This window comes from Bradyrhizobium sp. UNPF46 (assembly GCF_006658625.1).
Taxonomy (GTDB): domain Bacteria; phylum Pseudomonadota; class Alphaproteobacteria; order Rhizobiales; family Xanthobacteraceae; genus Bradyrhizobium; species Bradyrhizobium nitroreducens.
This window is the reverse complement of the sequence record NZ_LFJB01000002.1, coordinates 124,089-142,663: the sequence shown is the minus strand read 5'-3', so window position 1 is coordinate 142,663 and position 18,575 is coordinate 124,089. Positions and strand designations below refer to the sequence as shown.

General features: G+C 65.8%; 16 protein-coding genes. 12 read left to right on the top strand and 4 right to left on the bottom strand.

The annotated features are described in order from the left end of the window. The first annotated feature begins 121 nt into the window (after positions 1-121). The 10 genes from UNPF46_RS01110 (at position 122) to UNPF46_RS01065 (ending at position 11,629) form a co-directional block, all read left to right on the top strand. Positions 122-1,132 carry a TRAP transporter substrate-binding protein gene (locus tag UNPF46_RS01110; RefSeq protein ID WP_100181503.1) on the top strand — a complete coding sequence of 337 codons (1,011 nt, stop codon included), beginning with the start codon at positions 122-124 and terminating at the stop codon, positions 1,130-1,132. A 6-nt stretch (positions 1,133-1,138) separates the two neighbouring features. Then, complete coding sequence (locus UNPF46_RS01105) at positions 1,139-3,217, top strand: sensor histidine kinase (RefSeq protein WP_246668577.1); 2,079 nt, start codon at positions 1,139-1,141, stop codon at positions 3,215-3,217. After that, positions 3,187-4,932: an ATP-binding response regulator gene (locus UNPF46_RS01100; protein WP_142248743.1), complete on the top strand. Its 1,746-nt coding sequence runs from the start codon at positions 3,187-3,189 to the stop codon at positions 4,930-4,932. Before UNPF46_RS01105 ends, UNPF46_RS01100 begins: the two co-directional genes overlap by 31 nt. A gap of 10 nt (positions 4,933-4,942) precedes the next feature. Continuing rightward, positions 4,943-5,677, top strand: a complete 735-nt coding sequence (locus UNPF46_RS01095; RefSeq protein ID WP_100180216.1) for a response regulator — start codon at positions 4,943-4,945, stop codon at positions 5,675-5,677. 440 nt (positions 5,678-6,117) lie between these two features. Beyond that, a complete protein-coding gene (locus tag UNPF46_RS01090) occupies positions 6,118-6,729 on the top strand; it encodes a sigma-70 family RNA polymerase sigma factor (protein WP_100180215.1) in 612 nt (203 codons plus the stop codon). Positions 6,730-7,256: 527 nt separating this feature from the next. Then, on the top strand, positions 7,257-7,955 hold the full coding sequence (locus UNPF46_RS01085) for a cytochrome c biogenesis CcdA family protein (protein ID WP_142248742.1): 699 nt from the start codon (positions 7,257-7,259) through the stop codon (positions 7,953-7,955). Between the two features lie 32 nt (positions 7,956-7,987). Continuing rightward, a complete protein-coding gene (locus UNPF46_RS01080; protein WP_142248741.1) occupies positions 7,988-8,551 on the top strand; it encodes a thioredoxin family protein in 564 nt (187 codons plus the stop codon). 106 nt (positions 8,552-8,657) lie between these two features. Continuing rightward, the gene (locus UNPF46_RS01075) at positions 8,658-9,632 is read left to right on the top strand and encodes a hypothetical protein (RefSeq protein ID WP_142248740.1); all 975 of its coding nucleotides are present in this window, start codon (positions 8,658-8,660) and stop codon (positions 9,630-9,632) included. Between the two features lie 279 nt (positions 9,633-9,911). Beyond that, a complete protein-coding gene (locus tag UNPF46_RS01070; RefSeq protein ID WP_142248739.1) occupies positions 9,912-10,505 on the top strand; it encodes a L,D-transpeptidase in 594 nt (197 codons plus the stop codon). An 86-nt stretch (positions 10,506-10,591) separates the two neighbouring features. Then, complete coding sequence (locus UNPF46_RS01065) at positions 10,592-11,629, top strand: amino acid ABC transporter substrate-binding protein (protein ID WP_100181500.1); 1,038 nt, start codon at positions 10,592-10,594, stop codon at positions 11,627-11,629. A gap of 239 nt (positions 11,630-11,868) precedes the next feature. Here UNPF46_RS01065 and UNPF46_RS01060 read toward each other — a convergent pair whose 3' ends face one another. Together UNPF46_RS01060 and UNPF46_RS01055 are read right to left on the bottom strand one after the other, a co-directional pair. After that, on the bottom strand, positions 11,869-13,008 hold the full coding sequence (locus UNPF46_RS01060; RefSeq protein WP_142248738.1) for an acyl-CoA dehydrogenase family protein: 1,140 nt from the start codon (positions 13,006-13,008) through the stop codon (positions 11,869-11,871). Positions 13,009-13,155: 147 nt separating this feature from the next. Beyond that, positions 13,156-14,370, bottom strand: coding sequence for an acyl-CoA dehydrogenase family protein (locus tag UNPF46_RS01055; protein ID WP_142248737.1), 1,215 nt, complete (start codon positions 14,368-14,370; stop codon positions 13,156-13,158). Positions 14,371-14,509: 139 nt separating this feature from the next. On the opposite strand from UNPF46_RS01055, the gene UNPF46_RS01050 reads away from it, so the two are divergent. Then, positions 14,510-15,055: a carboxymuconolactone decarboxylase family protein gene (locus UNPF46_RS01050; RefSeq protein ID WP_142248736.1), complete on the top strand. Its 546-nt coding sequence runs from the start codon at positions 14,510-14,512 to the stop codon at positions 15,053-15,055. Between the two features lie 89 nt (positions 15,056-15,144). After that, positions 15,145-15,636, top strand: a complete 492-nt coding sequence (locus tag UNPF46_RS01045) for a VOC family protein (RefSeq protein WP_142248735.1) — start codon at positions 15,145-15,147, stop codon at positions 15,634-15,636. Positions 15,637-15,728: 92 nt separating this feature from the next. On the opposite strand, the gene UNPF46_RS01040 is transcribed toward UNPF46_RS01045, so the two are convergent. Beyond that, entirely contained in the window at positions 15,729-16,961 is a 1,233-nt protein-coding gene (locus UNPF46_RS01040; protein ID WP_142248734.1) for an MFS transporter, read from the bottom strand. Positions 16,962-17,137: 176 nt separating this feature from the next. After that, positions 17,138-18,385 (bottom strand): MFS transporter, encoded by a 1,248-nt coding sequence (locus tag UNPF46_RS01035; RefSeq protein ID WP_142248733.1) that lies wholly within the window; start codon positions 18,383-18,385, stop codon positions 17,138-17,140. Positions 18,386-18,575 lie beyond the last annotated feature (190 nt).

The following is an 18,575-nucleotide window of genomic DNA, read 5'->3' as shown; positions in this document are numbered from 1 at the left end:
GAGCCGGCCGCGCCGCACAATCACGTCGCCGCACCGGGCGGGATGGCCTTCCCTTTACCATCTGCTAGATTGCATTGAACCTTTTGCTCCCGCCATGGACTCCACCACTGAGGGGTTGAGTGTGCCAGTGTTAAGCCGTGCCGAACTCTCGCGGACCGGAATGATTGTCGTCGCGCTTCTGCTTGCCGCAGTCTCGATGAGCATGCGCGCGACGGGCGCCGTCGCGCGCGAATTTCGCGCCGCCGACACCCAGGCCGAGGACTATCCGACCGTCCAGGCGCTGCGCTACATGGGCGCCCTGATCGCCGAGCGCACCAAGGGCCGCCACGAGATCAAGGTGTTCCACTCCCGCCAGCTCGGCGAGGAAAAGGAGACCATCGAGCAGACCCGGGCCGGCGCGATCGACCTCAACCGGACCAATGTCGCCCTGATCGGCAACTTCGTTCCGGCGATGAACGTGCTCGCCATGCCGTTCCTGTTCCGGTCCATCGAGCACATGCAGAAGGTGCTGAACGGGCCCGTCGGCAGCGAGATCCTGAACAGTTTCGAGCCCTACGGCTTCGTCGGGCTCGCCTTCTACGATTCCGGCGCGCGGTCGATCTACAACGGTGTCCGCCCGGTGAAGAGCCTCGCGGATCTCAAGGGATTGCGGATCCGGGTGCAGCAGTCGGAGTTGATGAGCCAGATGATCCGCGCGCTCGGGGCCGAGCCGGTCGAGCTGCCCTACGGGCAGGTGCTCACCGGGCTCGCCAACCATCTGATCGACGGCGCCGAGAACAACTGGCCATCTTTCGTGACGACGGACCATTACAAGCACGCCGGCTACTACACGCTCACCGAGCACACGATGAGCCCCGAAGTGCTGGTGATCTCGCTGAAGGCCTGGCAGAGCCTGTCGCCGGACGACCAGGCGATCTTCCGGGAGTCCGCGCAGCGCTCCAGCCGGTTCATGCGAGAGAAATGGCGCGACCTCGAGGAGCAGTCGCAGCGCAAGGCGCAGGAAGCCGGCGTCACCATCATCAGGGACATCGACCGCAAGCCGTTCGAGGACGCGATGGCCGCCATCTACGCCAAGGCCGGACGCGATCCTGCCGCGGCGGCGCTGATCGAACGCATACGCAAGGTGGAGTGAGCCGCGTTGGCTGCACTTGGACATCACGAGCACGCGGAGCGGCCGCCCGGCCCGATCGGGCGGCTGCGCGCGCGTCTCGTCGGCGTGCTGCGGGCGGTGCCGATCCGCTGGCGCATCCTGTCGATCGCCGCGCTGAACTCCGCCGTGGTGGTGGTGCTGGTCGCCATGATCTGGAACGGCGCGCAGGTGCTGGGCTCGGCCTGGGACGACGTGCGCCAGGTGCGCGAATCCGACCGGATCCTGGCGCTGCTCGAAAGCGAGACCGGCCGCCTGCAGAACCTGATCCACCGCTACATCAACCAGCCGAGCCCGGACCTGTTCGCCGAGATCCTGCTGCTGCGCGAGGCGGTGCTGGGCACGCTCTCCAACCGCGCCGCCAAGGACCCGATGCTGGCGGGCTCGGTCGAGGAGCTGGAGCGCACCACCGACCGCTTCCTCAACGGCTTCGGCGAGCTGCGCAGCGTGCAGGCCACCATCGCCAAGACCTATGAGGACCAGGTACAGGGCCCGGCCAGGGACATGGCGGGCCTCTATTCCATCATCGAGGGCGCCACCGGCCATCGCGACGCGCTGATCTGGCCCTCGCTCGGCAAATCCCGCGAGGCCTTCACCGCGATGCTGGTGGCGGCCAATTCCTATTATTTGTCGCTGCAGACGGGCGCGGCCGACGACGCCCGCCGCAACACCGAGACGATCGAGAAGACCATCCCGGTGATGATCGATCTCGCCGACAACGACCTCCAGCGCATGGCGCTGCAGCGGCTCGGGGCCCGCACCGCCGCGCTGCGCGAGGGCTTTGCAAAGCTCTCCGAACAGCTTGCGAGCCGCACCGAGTTGCTCCGCAACACCATCGACGCCAGCCAGGCCGAGGCGATCGGCGCCATCGACGACCTCTCCACCAAGATGCGCCAGCGCGAGCAGAAGGCGCAGGAGACCTTCGACCGCACGCTGGCGGATATTTCGCGGCGGGTGCTGTCGATCGCGGTGATCTTCCTCGGCATCATCCTCACCGCCGGCGTGATGATCGCGCTGTCGATCCGGCTGCCGCTGCAGCAGATCATGACCGCGATGCGCGCGATCACGCTCGGCGATCTCGACCGCGAGGTGCAGGGCACCAAGGCCCGCGACGAGGTCGGGGCCATGGCGCGCGCGGTCGAAGTGTTCCGCGAGAACGCGATTGCGAAGCGCGAGACCGAGGACGAGCTGCGCGCGTCGAAGGAGAAAGCCGAGAGCGCGCTGCTCGAGCTCAACACCGCGCAGCAGAATCTGATCGACGCCGAGCGGCTGGCGGCGCTCGGCGGCCTCGTCGCAGGGGTCGCCCACGAGGTCAACAACCCCATCGGCATCAGCCTGACGGTTGCGTCCAGCTTTGCCCGGCGCACGGAAATCTTCGAGGCCCAGCTCAAGGGCGAGGGCGGCCTGCGCCGCTCGCAGCTGGAAGAATTCGTGCAGTCCTCGCGCGACGCCTCGCAGCAGCTCGTCGCCAATCTCCAGCGCGCCGGCGAGCTGATCCAGTCGTTCAAGCAGGTCGCGGTCGACCGCTCCCATGCCGAGCGGCGGCAATTCTCGCTCAGCGAGGCCACCGACCAGATCATCGCCAGCCTGCGCCCGGTGCTGAAGCGCTCGCCGATCACGCTGCAGGTCGACGTGCCCGAGGGGCTCCTGCTCGACGGCTATCCGGGCTCCTATGGCCAGATCCTGACCAATCTCTTCCTCAACGCCGCCAACCACGCCTTCGCCGACGGGCGCGCCGGCACCATCACGATCTCGGCGCGGCCGCGCGGGACCGAGGACATCGAGATCATCTTCACCGACGACGGGGCCGGCATGACCCCCGACGTGCAGCGCCAGGCCTTTGACCCTTTCTTTACCACCCGGCGCAATGAAGGCGGCACCGGCCTCGGCCTGCATATCGTCTATAACCTCGTCTCCCAGCAGCTCGGCGGCCGCATGATGCTGGAATCCAAGCTGGGACAAGGCACTACTTTTCGCATTATCATGCCCCGGGTCGCCAAGGGCGGCGCGCAGAGCACAGAAAGTGACGGGACTTCTCAATGGCCGAACAGGACGATGTCCTCCACCTGATCGACGATACCGGTACCGCGTCGGAGGATAGCAACGCCCGGAAATGGAAGATCGCCGTCATCGACGACGATCCGGCGGTGCATGACGGCACGCGTTTTGCGCTGTCCGACTACAGCCTGAACGGCCAGGGCCTGGAGATCCTGTCGGCCTATTCCGCGGCGGAAGGCCGCAAGCTGATGGCCGAGCACGGCGACATCGCCGCCGTGCTGCTCGACGTCATCATGGAGACCGACGTCGCCGGCCTCGAGCTGGTCGAGTTCATCCGCAACGAGATCAGGAACGAGACCGTGCGCATCATCCTGCGCACCGGCCAGCCCGGCCAGGCGCCGGAGCGGCGCGTGATCGTGCAGTACGACATCAACGACTACAAGGCCAAGACCGAGCTCACCGCCGACAAGCTGTTCACCTCGCTGACCGCGGCGCTGCGCTCCTATCAGCAGCTCGAGCGCATGGTGCAGACGCGGCGCGGGCTCGAGATCATCATCGACGCCGCGTCCACGCTGTACGACTTCAAGTCGATGCAGCGGCTCGCCGAGGGCGTGCTGACCCAGCTCGCCTCGCTGCTCAACGCCGATTGCGCCGGCATACTGGTCCTGCGCGACAATGGCGGCCTCGACCCCGAGCTCTCGGTGCTCGCCGGCAGCGGCTGCTACAGCCGCTTCATCGGCACGACGTCGTCGAAGGCGCTCGACCCCGATCTGCGCGCGATGGTGGAAGCCGCCTTCCAGGGCCGCAAGAACGAATTCGCCGACCACCGCAGCGTGATCTATTTGCGCACCGGATCCGGCCGCGAGGTGGTGGTGCTGCTGCAGGCCGAGCGCGAGCTGTCCGAGACCGACCGCTCGTTGGTCGAGATCTTCTCCAGCCGGCTCTCGATCGCGTTCGACAACGTCATCCTCTATCAGCAGCTGCAGGACGCCAACGCGCAGCTGGAGGACCGCGTCGCCCAGCGCACCCGCGCACTGATGCAGGCCAACCGCCGCCTCTCGGCGCAATGGCTGCGGCTGCAGCGCGCCAACGGCTTCAAGAACGAGATCCTGGGCACCGTCGCGCACGATCTGAAGAACCCGCTCGGCGTCATTCTCGGCCGCACCGAGATGCTGAAGGAGCTGATCTCGACCGGCGCCTCGCAAACCGGCGTGGTCGCCCAGGTCGACCACATCCGCGACGCCACCAAGCGCCTCACCACCATGGTCGACCATCTGATCTCGGACGCGATGGCCGATGCCTTCGACATCACCATCCGCCGCGAGCCGGTCGACGTCGCCGCGCTGGTCAAGGAGGTCGCCGAGGCCAACCAGCCGCTCGCCGTCAACAAGCAGCAGGCGATCAGCGTCACCGCGCCGTCCAACATCGTCACCATGTGCGACACCGACCGCATCCGCGAGGCGATCGACAACCTGATCAGCAACGCCATCAAATACTCGCCGATCGGCGGCAAGATCGACGTCGCCGTCAGCCATGAGGGCAACGACACCATCGTCCGCGTCAGCGACGAGGGCGCCGGCCTGTCGCCGGAGGATCTCGGCCGCCTGTTCGGCCGCTTCCAGCGGCTGTCGGCCAAGCCGACCGCCGGCGAGAGCTCGACGGGGCTCGGGCTCTCCATCGTCAAGCGGATCGTCGACATGCATGGCGGCGAGGTGACCGCCGACAGCGACGGGCCCGGTCAGGGCTCGACCTTCACCATCACCCTCCCCGCGACCGAAATGCCGTGATGCAAAGACCATGACCCAAAGCCAGCACATCATGATCGTCGACGACGAGGCCCCGGCCCGGGAGATGGTCGGCGATTATCTCAAGATGCACGGCTTCACCGTGACGCTGTGCGACGGCGGCAAGTCGCTCCGCGCGGCGATCGACGGCGGCATGCCAGATCTCGTCGTGCTCGACCTCAACATGCCCGAGGAGGACGGCCTCTCGATCATCCGCGACCTCAAGAGCCGCATCAACGTGCCGGTCATCATGCTCACGGCGACGGCGAGCCCGATCGATCGCGTCGTCGGTCTCGAGCTCGGCGCCGACGATTACGTGGCAAAGCCCTGCGAGCTGCGCGAGCTGATGGCACGGATCCGCTCGGTGCTGCGGCGGAGCGTGCCGGCCAAGGCGGCGGCGCCGGAGGCGGCGGCGAAATCGGACAAGGAGCAATTGGTACGCTTCGGCACCAAATGGCTCGATCTCGAAGCGCAGGCGCTGCGCGACGACGAAGGCAACGAGCACCCGCTGACCGCATCCGAATTTGGATTGCTCAAGGTGTTCGCGGCCAATCCGAAGCGCGTGCTGTCGCGCGAGCGCCTGCTGGAGCTCGCCAATGCGCGCGACGCCGAAGCCTTCGACCGCGCGGTGGACCTGCGCATCATGCGCATCCGCCGCAAGATCGAGCCCGACCCGGCCAAGCCCGCCGTGATCCGCACCATCCGCGGCGGCGGCTATCTGTTCTCGCCGCAGGGCGACAAGGCGTAGCCCTCACCCTCCACTGTCGTCCCGGACAAGCGCGCCCCAAGCGCGCGCCGATCCGGGACCCATCATCCCAGGCCGCGGTTTGGCGTGAAAGCGCCCACTCCAAGTCCCCGTAACCACATCGCCCTGTGGGTATGGATCCCGGATCTGCGCTTCGCTTGTCCGGGACGACAGGAGTGTGCGTCGCGCGCCCGAACGCAACAGCTGGAAATACGTTCCAGGCGCCGCCGTCGGCCCCCAAGCCCCCACCCCCGTATTTTCCGTATATTGAAATTCCTCAGCTTTTTGCCCCGAATGTTTCGTCGCGCCCCCTCCGACGAAACAATTTGGCGGCGCACGAAACCATTTTCCCCTTTTCGTGCAGACGTCCCGAAACGTTGGCTCATTAACACTTTGGTCCAAGGAAACGCCGCTCGGTTGCGGCGCTACGGGGAGCCAAGACTATGCGGAACGTCATCGCCATCAACGCCCAGGCCAGCCAGAGCATCATCGCCGCTCAGGCGACTTCGGACGACATGCTTCTCGAAAGCATTGCCGACGGCAACCGGACGTCGATGCATATCCTCTATTGCCGGCACAACGTGCGGGTCTATCGCTTCATCCTGCGCATCGTGCGCGATGCCACCACGGCGGAAGACCTCGTCAGCCAGGTGTTTCTGGACGTCTGGCGCACCGCCGGCCAGTTCCAGGGCCGCTCGCAGGTCTCGACCTGGCTGCTCTCGATCGCCCGCTTCAAGGCCCTGACCGCGATGCGCCAGCGCCGCTTCGAGGACATCGACCAGGAGGACGTGCGCCAGATCCCTGATGGTTGCGATACGCCGGAGACCTCGCTCGACCGCAGCGATACCAGCGCGATCCTGCGCGCCTGCGTGCAGAAGCTGTCGCCCGCCCATCGCGAGATCATCAACCTCGTCTACTACCACGAGAAATCGGTGGAGGAGGTCGGCCAGATCATCGGCATCCCCCAGAGCACCGTGAAGACGCGGATGTTCTACGCCCGCAAGCAGCTGGCCGAATTGCTTAAGGGCGCCGGCGTCGAGCGTTTCGCCGCCTGACCCAACGATTTCAAAGGGATAGGGCCTGATACCAGGCCCTGGCCCGGAACACGGAAGTGTTACCGCCGACGAAACAATTGAAACAAAGCACAACATCAGGCGGAAAAACTTCCCCCCTATAAAGCTCACATACGGTTTCGTTAAACCTCCCAAGACCTCCAGCGACCCGGACGATGCCCCCGTCCGGGTCGTTTTGTATTTGGGGGTGCTCGAAGCTGCCGACCTGGTGTGTGGTGGCCACGTCGAGTGAGGCGGCCACACTCTCTCATTCCCTCCCCCCTTGCGGGGGAGGGGCAGGGAGGGGGGTCCACACGGGGAATCTCTCGATTTGCGCGCGACACGATCGCGTAGACCATTTGCTGGGCCACCCCTCTCCCCCGCCCTCCCCCACAAGGGGGGAGGGCGCGGACTGCCGCTGCGGCGGACAGGGTGCCTCACAGAAACAGCCGCCCGTCACGAAGGCGTGACGCGGCGTAACGACCACCCCGCCACACGCGAACTGCCCTCGTGACCTCCACGAGTGCGCCATGCTCGACCTTCTCTTCGCTATCCTCGCCGGCATCCTCACCATCGCTGCGCCCTGCACGCTGCCGATGCTGCCGATCCTGCTCGGCGCCTCGATCGGGCGCGCGGGGCATCTGCGGCCCGCGATGATCGCGCTCGGATTCGTCGTCTCCTTCTCGGCGGTCGCGCTGCTGCTCGGCGCGCTGACGCGGCTGTTCGATTTCGATCCGAATGTGCTGCGCGAGGCGGCATCGATCCTGCTGATCGGCTTCGGCCTGTTGATGCTGTGGCCGACGCCGTTCGAATGGCTGTCGGTCCGGCTCAATGGCTGGCTCGATCTCGGCAACGCAGGCGGCACACAACGCGAAGGCGCGCTCGGCGGGCTCGTGCTCGGCACCACGCTCGGCCTGGTCTGGACGCCCTGCGCCGGCCCGGTGCTCGGCTCGATCCTGACGCTGGTCGCGACCCAGAAGAATGCCGCCTGGGCCGGCACGCTGCTGATCGCTTACGCGATTGGTGCTGCGATCCCGATGCTGCTGATCGCCTATGGCGGACAGGCCGCGACCACGCGCGTGCGCAGCATCGCGCGAATCTCGCCGCGGCTGCAGCAGGGCTTTGGCGTGGTCGTGATCGCCTTCGCGCTTGCCGCCTATTTCCAATACGACACGCTGATCGTGGCGTGGCTCACCGGCTTCTACCCCACCGGCCAGATCGGCCTGTGAACAATCTGCATCTCGAACCGGAGGACTCGTTCATGACTTTCAAACTGCTCGCCGTTTCAGCCGCCCTTGTCGGCCTCGCCGTGACCGGCGCCGTCATCCCCGGCTTCTGCGACGAGGCCGCGCCCGCCGCGCCGATCACCGTCGCCGCCGCCAGCCAGCAATCCGCGCCCGACTTCACCGGCATCAACACCTGGTTCAACTCCAAGCCGCTGAGCATGGCCGACCTCCGCGGCAAGGTCGTGCTGGTCGATTTCTGGACCTATGGCTGCGTCAACTGCGTCAACACGCTGCCGCACGTCACCGAGCTCTACGCCAAATACCGGGACAAGGGCCTGGTCGTGGTCGGCGTGCACACGCCGGAATTCCCGTTCGAGCGCTCCGCCGCCAACGTGCAGGCCGCGCTGAAGCGTCACGGCATCACCTATCCGGTGGCGCAGGACAATGATTCCAGGACCTGGAACGCCTACAGCAACCAATATTGGCCGGCGCAATACATCATCGACCAGAACGGCAAGATCGTGTTCCAGCACGCCGGCGAAGGCCGCTACGACGAGATCGACCGCACCGTGGCCAAGCTGCTGAACGCGAGCAGCTAATCCCGCGCAGACATCGCGCGGCCGGCTGCGCGGGTGACGCCCTTGTTGCTTGACTCCACGGACCCGTCCGTGGAGTTTTCGCGCGCAACGGAATCAGCCGCCCGCGATGGACGACGCGACCACCAGCACCGACATCCGCCTTCGTGAAGGCGCCTCGATCGCGCAGCGGCTGGTGATGTCCGCCTTTGCCGCGGCCGTTGCGCTGTGCTTCACGCCCGGCCTGTTCACGCATGATACCCTGGAAATCATCATCTCGGTGGTGGCGCTGCTCGTCGGCGCCGGGTTCGTCGTCGGCATCATGATGGCGCCGGCGGTGGTGTGGATCATCACGGCGAACGAGATCCTGATCGGGCGGCAGAGCCCGTTCGGCAAGCTGCGCACGCGGATCGTCGCGAAGGACGACATCACGGCGCTGCAGGTTCCCGGCAGCAAACGGGTGAAGGCCCGCTTTCAGCTCGTCTTCACGCTGACTTCAGGGGAGCGCCTGACCTCGCCGCCGATCTCGGACGTCACGCATGTTCATGACACCGTGGCGCGGATCGCCACGCAGTTCGAGGTCCCCAATGTCGAGGAACCCGTCAATCCGCTCGATGCCAGCAATCCCGAGATGCATCTTGGCGAGCCGATCGAGGCGTTTCCCGCACGGGACATCCGCATCGTCGCGTTGATCGTCGTCGCGTTGTCCGCCGTGCCCTATGCCACCAAGCTCTGGCGCGGATGGCCGCCCAGCCATGTCGACATCCTGCTGCTGCCGCTCGGCGTGCTCGCGGCGTTCGCCGTGCATCGCTACGCCAATCTCGTCACCGGCACGTTCTGGATCATCCGCGAGGGCGATATCCGTGTCGAACGCCTGTGGGGCGACGGCACGCCGCGCGCGGACCATATCGAGGGGCATGACGTGAAGACGATCACCGTCGACCGCCGCGGCCGGTCCGAGGACGAGCACTGCATCGTCACGATCCGATTGCACTCCGGACGACGGTTTCGCAGCCCGCGGATCGGCTCGCGGGTCGAGGCCCGCGCCGTGGGGACGGAGATCGTGCGGCGGCTGGGGATTCCGGCGGAGAGCAACAGGATCTGACCCGATGTCTATTGGCGCAGAGGATCTGGCCGTGAACTCGGTCTGAGCCTCTCCCGCTTGCGAGAGCTTTGCATAATTGGGTGTGGGGGAGGGAGCGCATCGAGCCCAGCTCTAGGCTTTTCGCGCCATCCCCTGTTTGTGGCATTGCGCCGGCCGCGTCAAAAAACCAAAGCATTCTCGTGACATATCAGGGCGGCGCGCCATCAACTTGCCATGAACTTGCCCCTCAGGTTTGATGGCTTTGAATGATTTGCGCTGTGGCAGCGGGGAGAGCTTGAAATGACGGATTTTCGTCGCCTGACCGGGATGTTCATGGCTGCGGTGGGGCTTATTCTGTCCGCCCCGCAAGCCTCCGCCCAGCAGCCGGACCGCGGCGACGAGCCGGGGCTGGTCGCCGATGACGCCTACCAGCTCGACCCGGAATGGCAGAAGCAGGTGGTCTATTTCCGCACCACCGAGGCGCCGGGCACGATCATCGTATCGACCGCCGAGCGGCACCTCTATCTCGTCCAGCCGGGCGGGCGCGCGATCCGCTACGGCATCGGCGTCGGCCGCGACGGCTTCCAGTGGCAGGGCCTGGTGACCATCACCAACAAGAAGGAATGGCCGGACTGGACGCCGCCGCCGGAGATGATCCAGCGCCAGCCCTATCTGCCGCGCTTCATGGCCGGCGGCCCCGGCAATCCGCTCGGCGCCCGCGCCATGTATCTGGGCACCACGGTCTACCGCATCCACGGCACCAACCGCCCAGATACGATCGGCACCAAGGTGTCCTCGGGCTGCTTCCGTCTCGTCAACAACGACGTCGCCGATCTCTACGACCGCGTCCCTGTCGGCACCAAGGTCGTGATCCGGCAGAAGCCCGAACTGTAATTCCATCGTCGGAGCATGATCCGAACGGGTCATGCTCCGCGCCCTCCTGCCAATCCCCTTTTCCCGATTTTCGAGAGAGCAACATGATGCGCACCTTTCGTGGCGGCCTGCTGATCGGACTCGCCGTCGCCGTGCTGGTCGCCGTTCTGGCCATCATCTATGAATTCTACGATACCCGCACGCTGAAGCGCACCGTGCGCCGCGGCGAGGTGCTGTGCGGCGTCAACAAGGGGCTGCCGGGCTTCTCGTATTCCGAGGACAACAAGAACTGGAGCGGCTTCGACGTCGATTTCTGCCGCGCGGTGGCCGCGGCGATCTTCAACGACCCGGGCAAGGCGAAGTTCATCCCGCTCGATGCCAGCGAGCGCTTCAAGGAATTGCAGAGCCGCAAGGTGGACATCCTCTCGCGCAACTCGACCTGGAGCATGGCGCGCGAGCTCGACTACGACCTCTATTTCCCCGCAGTCGCCTATTACGACGGCGCCGGCTTCATGCTGCCGCGTTCGCGCAACAAGGAGACCTCGCTCGACCTTGATGGCAGCAAGGTCTGCGTACAGGCCGGCACGACCACCGCGCTCAACGTCGCCGACTACTTCAAAGCCAACAACATGAAGTATGACGAGGTGAAGTTCGACAAGCTGGACGACGTCGTGAAGGCCTACGACACCGGCAAGTGCGACACCTTCTCCGCCGACGTCTCGCAGCTCTATGCGCTCAGGCTGAACCTGACGAAACCCGGCGACCACATGATCCTGCCGGACATGATCTCCAAGGAGCCGCTCGCCCCCGTCGTGCGCCAGCGCGACGACGACTGGATGATGATCGTGAAGTGGACGCTGTACGCGATGATCAACGCCGAGGAACTCGGGGTCACCTCGGAGAACATCGACGAGGCCTTGAAGTCGAAGAAGCCGGAAGTGATGCGCCTCGTCGGCACCGAAGGCAATTACGGCGAGCAGCTCGGCCTCACCAAGGACTGGGCCGTCCGCATCATCCGCCACGTCGGCAATTACGGCGAGATGTACGAGCGCAACATCGGCGAGAAGTCCAAGCTGAAGATCCCGCGCGGCATGAACCAGCTGTGGAACGCGGGCGGCGTGCAGTATGCGCCGCCGATGAGGTAAGGCGGTCTATCGGCCGTCATTGCGAGCGAAGGCTCGCACCACACTCTCAATCGTCATGCCCGGGCTTGTCCCGGGCATCCACGTTTTTGAGGCACATTAAGAACGTGGATGGCCGGGACAAGCCCGGCCATGACGACGAACGCCATTGCAGTAGCCCGGATGGAGCGCAGCGCAATCCGGGGCGATCTCACCGCGTGGACAGAACCCGGATTTCGCTACGCTCCATCCGGGCTACGAAATCAATACCCCCGCGCCCGTGCCAGCTGCTCCGTGTGATAGTTGGCGTCGCCGAACAGCTCCTCGCAGACCCTTGCGCGCTTCATGAAGAAGCCGATGTCGAACTGGTCGGTCATGCCCATGCCGCCATGCATCTGCACGCCCTCCTGCACCGCGCGTGTGGCGGTGGTGCCGGCGCGCGCCTTGGCGACGGCGACGCTTGATGCGGCCTTGGCGACATCCGCGTCCAGCGCCTGCAGCGCCTTCATGGTGGCGGCGCGGGTGATCTCGATGTCGACATAGAGCTCGGCGGCGCGATGCTGCAGCGCCTGGAATTCGCCGATCAGCTTGCCGAACTGCTTTCTGCTCTTGAGATATTCGACGGTGCGGTTGAAGACCTCGTCGCTGAGGCCGACCATTTCGGCCGCGACCGCGCCGCGGCCGATGTCGAGCACGCCGTCGAGCAGGGCGACGCCCTGATCGACCTCGCCGAGCACGCTGTCGGCATTGACCTCCACGTTCGCAAACTCGATCCGCGCCGCATTGTGCGCGTCGACCATGATGGTGCGTTCGATCGCAACACCCTTGGCCGCAGGGTTGACCAGGAACAGCGTCAGCCCTTCGCGCTCGCCGGCAGCGCCTGCCGTGCGCGCGGCAACGATCAGGAGATCGGCGACGTGACCGTCGACCACCAGCGCCTTGGCGCCGGAGAGCTTGAAGCCATTGCCGGCACGCACGGCCTGCAAGTTCGTCTGGAGGGGGCGATGCTTTGCGCCTTCGTCGATCGCGAGCGTCGCGAGCAGCGAGCCATTGGAGATCTTCGGCAGGTATTCCGATTTCTGCGCGGCATTGCCGCCGCGGTTCAGAGCGGAGGCCGCGACCACGCTGGTGGCGAGGAACGGTGACGGCATCAGGGTGCGGCCGATCTCCTCCATGACGATTCCGGCCTCCATGAAGCCGAGACCGCTGCCGCCGAACTCTTCCGGCACCAAGAGGCCGGCAAAACCCATCTCGGCGAACGAGTGCCAGAGCTCCTTCGAGAAGCCGGTGGGGTCTTTGGAGTCGCGCAGGGATCGCAGATGCGACACCGGTGCCTTGTCGCTGATCAGCCCGCGCGCGGAGTCGCGGAGCATCGACTGTTCTTCGGTGAGGACGAGGGCCATGTGCGTGTTTCCGGTTCGAAATCTATTTTGGCTCGTCATTCCGAGATGGCCCGAAGGGCCAGGCCCGGAATCCATCGAGCGGCAGAGTTGGTGGATAGATGGATTCCGGGCTCGCGACTTCGTCGCGCCCCGGAATGACGGAAGGCCCTAAGCCCCCGGCAAATCCAAAATGCGCTTGGCGACGATGCCGAGCATCACCTCGGACGTGCCGCCCTCGATCGAGTTGGCCTTGGTGCGCAGCCAGGCGCGCGGACGGGCGCCCTGCCTGGAGCGCTCGCTCTCCCATTCCAGCGCATCGACGCCGCCCGCCGACATCAGGATCTCGTAGCGGCGCTTGTTGAGCTCGGTGCCGTAATATTTCATCGCCGAGGAGAAGGCCGGATGGGCCTGGCCCGCCTTGGCGAGATCGACCGCGCGCTCGGCACAGGCCGCGAGCGCGGCCTCATCGACGTCGAACGTCGCGATCTTGCCGCGCAGCATGGCATCGTCGAGCTTGCCTTGCCCGTCGGTGCCGACGGAATCGGCCGCGATCTGTCCGAGCGGACGGCCGACGCCGCGCTCGCCCATGCCAGAGATCATCGCGCGCTCGTGCTGCAGCAGATATTTCGCGACGTCCCAGCCGCGGTTGACGGTGCCGACCACATGCGATTTCGGCACGCGGACGCCGTCGAAGAAGGTCTCGCAGAACGGCGAGTAGCCGGAGATCAACAGGATCGGCTTGGTCGTCACGCCCTTGGAGGTCATGTCGAACAGGATGAAGCTGATGCCGTCGTGCTTCTTGGCGGTGGGATCGGTGCGGACCAGGCAGAAGATCCAGTCGGCGTAATTGGCGTAGGAGGTCCAGATCTTCGAGCCCGTGATGACGAAGTCGTCGCCGTCGCTCTCGGCGCGGGTCTGCAGCGAGGCGAGATCGGAGCCGGCGTTCGGCTCCGAATAGCCCTGGCACCAGCGAATCTCGCCGGCCGCGATCTTCGGCAGATGCTCCTTCTTCTGGGCGTCGTTGCCGTATTTCAGCAGCGCCGGCCCGAGCATCCAGATGCCGAAGCTCGACAGCGGCGGGCGGGCGCCCATTTTCGCCATCTCCGCGCGCAGCACCTTGTGCTCGGCCGCGCTGAGGCCGCCGCCGCCATATTCCCTAGGCCAATCCGGCACGGTCCAGCCCTTGTCGCGCATGCGCTCGAACCAGATGCGCTGCGGCTCGGACGAAAACTTCGCATTGCGCCCACCCCAGAACACGTCGGCATCCGATGTCGCGGGCTTGCGCATCTCCGGCGGGCAATTGGCTTCCAGCCAGGCGCGCGTCTCGGCGCGGAATGTTTCGAGCTCGGCGCTTTCAGTGTCGCTTGTTTTAGAGTCCGTCATTGGTCGTTTCCATCAATCAAAATCGACTTGTTGGGCGCGACTCTGGGCCAAGCTCCCGCGGAATTCAACCACTTCCGCGAGCCCGCATTCCGCTATAGTCGCGGCGACGGCAGCGCTTGAAAACAAAGAGGAAACGACGATGCGCCTGAAACTTCTTTCGCCTGGCGAAATGAACGAGAGCCAGCGGCAGACCTATGACGAGTCGATTGCCGGCAAGCGCGGCAAGCCGCCGGCGCCGATGATGGCCTGGCTCAACAGCCCCGAGATGGCGCGCCACGCCACGCGGCTCGGCGAAGTCCTGCGCTTCGACACGATCTTCCCGGCAAAGCTCTCGGAGATCGCGATCCTGGTGACGGCGCGGCACTGGACGGCGCATTACGAATGGTATGCGCATAAGCGCCTCGCGCTCGCGGGCGGGATGAAGCCAGAGATCATCGAGGCGATCCGCGATCGCCGCACGCCGGAGTTCGACGATCCCAAAGGAAAGACGATCTACGATCTTGCAAAGTCGCTGCACGAAGGGCACGGCGTCGAGAAGGGGCTCTACGACGAGGCGGTGAAGCTGCTCGGCGAGCGCGGCGTGGTCGAGGTGATCGGCCTGTGCGGCTATTACACGATGGTGTCGATGACGCTGAACACGTTCGAGTTCGAGCTGCCCGAGGGCGAGGTGAAGGAGCTGGCTTAGTTTCCCCGTCGGAAACGCTGGGTTTCGGGATCGGCCGTAGCGCCGCCCCGGAGCCGGCCCTATGTGCATGTCTTCGAGGGAGCATTCACATGTCGCAGAGTCCCGTTCATGCCGGCACGAGGATCGGCCACGTCCACCTCAAGGTCGCCGATCTCGATCGCGCGCTCGGCTTCTATTGCGGCGTGCTCGGCTTCGAGCTGATGCAGAAGATGGGCTCGGGCGCGGCCTTCATCTCGGCCGGCGGCTATCATCACCACATCGGGCTCAACACCTGGGAGAGCAAGGGCGGCTCGCCGCCGCCGCCCGGCACCACGGGGCTCTATCACACCGCGATCCTCTATCCGACGCGGCCGGCGCTCGCGGACGCGCTGCATCGGGTGCTCACGGCCGGCATCGCGCTGGACGGCGCCAGCGACCACGGCGTCAGCGAAGCGCTGTATTTGCGCGACCCCGATCAGAACGGCGTGGAGCTGTATCGCGACCGCCCGAAGGAAGAGTGGCCGTTCGGGCCCGACGGCAAGCTCGCGATGATCACCAAGCGGCTCGATGTGGAGGCGCTGCTGAGAGAGCGGGAAGAATAGTCTCGTGTGGTGGGCAAAGCGGAGCGTGCCCACGAACTCTTGCTGACTCATCGCAAAAATCGTGGGCACGGCGCTTTGCGCCTCTGCCCACCCTACGAGAGCTTTGCTTTGGGCTTGCCCCGCACCATGATCAGCGCAGCTGCCACGACCTCCAGCGCGATGCAGAGATAGAACGGCAGCGAATAGCTGCCGGACCAATCACGCAAGGCTCCGACGATTCCGGGCCCGAACGCATAGGTGACCTGGTTGATCGCGGTGTTGAGGCTGATCAGCACGCCGAAGGCGGCGGAATCGAATTCCCGCTGCACGATCAGCGACGGCAGCGTGATGAGATTGCCGACCGAGAAGCCGAACAATGCGCAGGCCGCGATCAGCACGTAATCATTGTGCAGATTGATGACGACAAGCAGCGCGACGGCCTGGCTGAGGAACGACAGCGCCGACGCCAGCCGCTGGTTGAGGCGATCGATCACCAGCGAGAACAGCACGCGGCCGACCACCGCCATCGCGGTCAGCACCGCAACGGCAAGCGCGGCGCGCTCGCGGCCGATCACGGGATCGAGGAACGAGATCAGGTGCACGATGAAGCCGACCTGCGCGAACAGCACCAGCGCAAAGGCAATGGTCACCGTGAGGAAGCCGACATCGCGCAGCGCCCAGGCGCGGATTTCCGTCGACGATTGCGGCTTCGCCTTCGCCGCGTGCCAGCCGTGCTGCGCGGGGGGCCGGCCGACGAAAAGCAGGATCACCGGCAGCAGCAAGACCAGCATGGCACCGGCGGCGGCATACATCGCGCCGGCGAAGCCGATATGGCCGATCAGCGTCACCAGCAGCGGCACGCCGACGATGCCGCCGAAGCTGGCGCCGTTGAGCGCGAGGCTGATCGCCATGCCGCGTCTGTGGTCGAACCACAGGCTGATCGTGTTGGTGATCATGGCGAGGCTGGTGCCGGCCCAGCCGAAGGCGAGCACGGCGTCGGCGAGATAGAGCTGCCAGGGCTCGCGCACCGCGCCGATCGCCACGGCCGCCGCCGCCATCGCCAGCGTGCCCGCGATCAGGCAGAGGCGCGCGCCATAGGTCCTCACGGCTTCGCCGACGAACACGACGAGCAGCGCGCCGAACAGATAGAAGAACGTGGTGCCCGATGAGATCAGCGTGGTCGGCCAGCCCCGTGCGCGCTGCAGCTCGGCGACATAGACGCTCTGGCCGTAGAAGCCGAGCCCCCAGCCGAAGGTCGCGAGCAGGAAGCAGACCGCGACGATGCGCCAGCCTTCGTAGCGGAGGGAGGCTTCGTCGGTCGGGGTGTGGTGAAGATTGTCGAGCATGTCGCCACCTACTCCGTCATGCCCGGGCTTGTCCCGGGCATCCACGTTCTTCGATCTGCACGCCTAAGACGTGGATGGCCGGGACAAGCCCGGCCATGACGCATCTAATGAATGGTCTCCGAAAATCACTTCGACCGCGACCGAAGTATCATCGCTGCTGACAGCCTCCCGCCAATCTACACCGCGTCCGGGAACTCGCCCATCGCCGCATCCAGCCGCGCCTTGCGGCGGCGGGCCCAGGAGACCAGCGAGAGCACGACGAGACCGAGCACGACAGGCGGGAACACCACGAGGTTCACCGCCGACCAGCCGTAATTGGCGAGCAGCTGCCCGGAGGAGAACGAGCCGATCGCCATCATGCCGAACACCAGGAAGTCGTTGAAGGCCTGCACCTTGTTGCGCTCCTGCGGCCGGTGCGTCTCCAGCACCAGCGCGGAGGCGCCGACGAAGGAGAAATTCCAGCCCACGCCGAGCACGATCAGCGTCGCCCAGAAATGCATCGCGGTGAGTCCGGAGAGGCCGATGCCGGCGGCGCCGGCTTCCAGCAGCAGGCCGGCGGCCACGACCTTCGGCGCGCCGAAACGGGCGATCAGCGCGCCGGTGAAGAAGCTCGGCCCGTACATCGCCACGATGTGCCATTGAATGCCGAAATTGGAATCGGACACCGACAGGCCGCACATCTTCATGGCGAGCGGCGCCGAGGTCATCACCAGATTCATCATGGGATAGGAGATGACGCCGCACAGCGCCGCCGCGACGAAGCGCGGCTGCGTCACGATGGTGAACAGCGGCCGGCCGCCATGCAGGTCGGCCGGCGCGGGCTTCGGGATATCGACGCCGGCGACGATGCCCATCGCGATCAATGCGACGGCGGCTTGCACCAGGAAGCTGAAGGCGAACAGATAGGGCTGCCAGACGTCCATGGTCCATTGCACGAGCTGCGGACCGAGCACGCCGGCGAACACGCCGCCCGCCATCACCCAGGACACCGCCTTGGGCCGATAGGCCGCGCTGGCGCCGTCGGCGGCGGCAAAGCGATAGGACTGCGCCACGGAGCCGTAGAGGCCGCCGAGAAAGGTCGCGATGCAGAACAGCGCGAACGAGCCGTGCAGGATCGCGAACGAGCCGAGCAAACCGGTGAGCGCGCCGAGACCGGTGCCGATGACAAAGGCCACGCGGCGGCCGAAGCGGCGCGAGATCGCGCCGGTCGGCAGCGTGCCGGCCGCGAGCCCCAGCACGTACATCGACAGCGGCACGGTCGCGAGCGACATGTCGGGCGCAAGCGTCGCGCCGACGATCGAGCCGGTGGCGAAGATCACCGCCGAGTTGGCACCGGTCAGCGCCTGCGCGGCGGCGAGGCGCACAACATTGGCGCGCGCGCGGGCGTCGTCGGCGATCTCACGGGTCGAAGTCACGTCGAGCATCGGCTTTTCCGCCCCAGAGGACTTTCGCGGGGCTCACGAGGTTTTGTTGATTCGCGGCACTATGGAGGGGTGCGAGAGGGTGGGCAACCGGCGCAAACGGGCGCAGGCCATGCCGCTGACGCAATCGGTGCGATGATAGCGGGGCCGCGCCCTTGACGGCTTGCGCTCGATCGAATCCTATCCGCCGCGA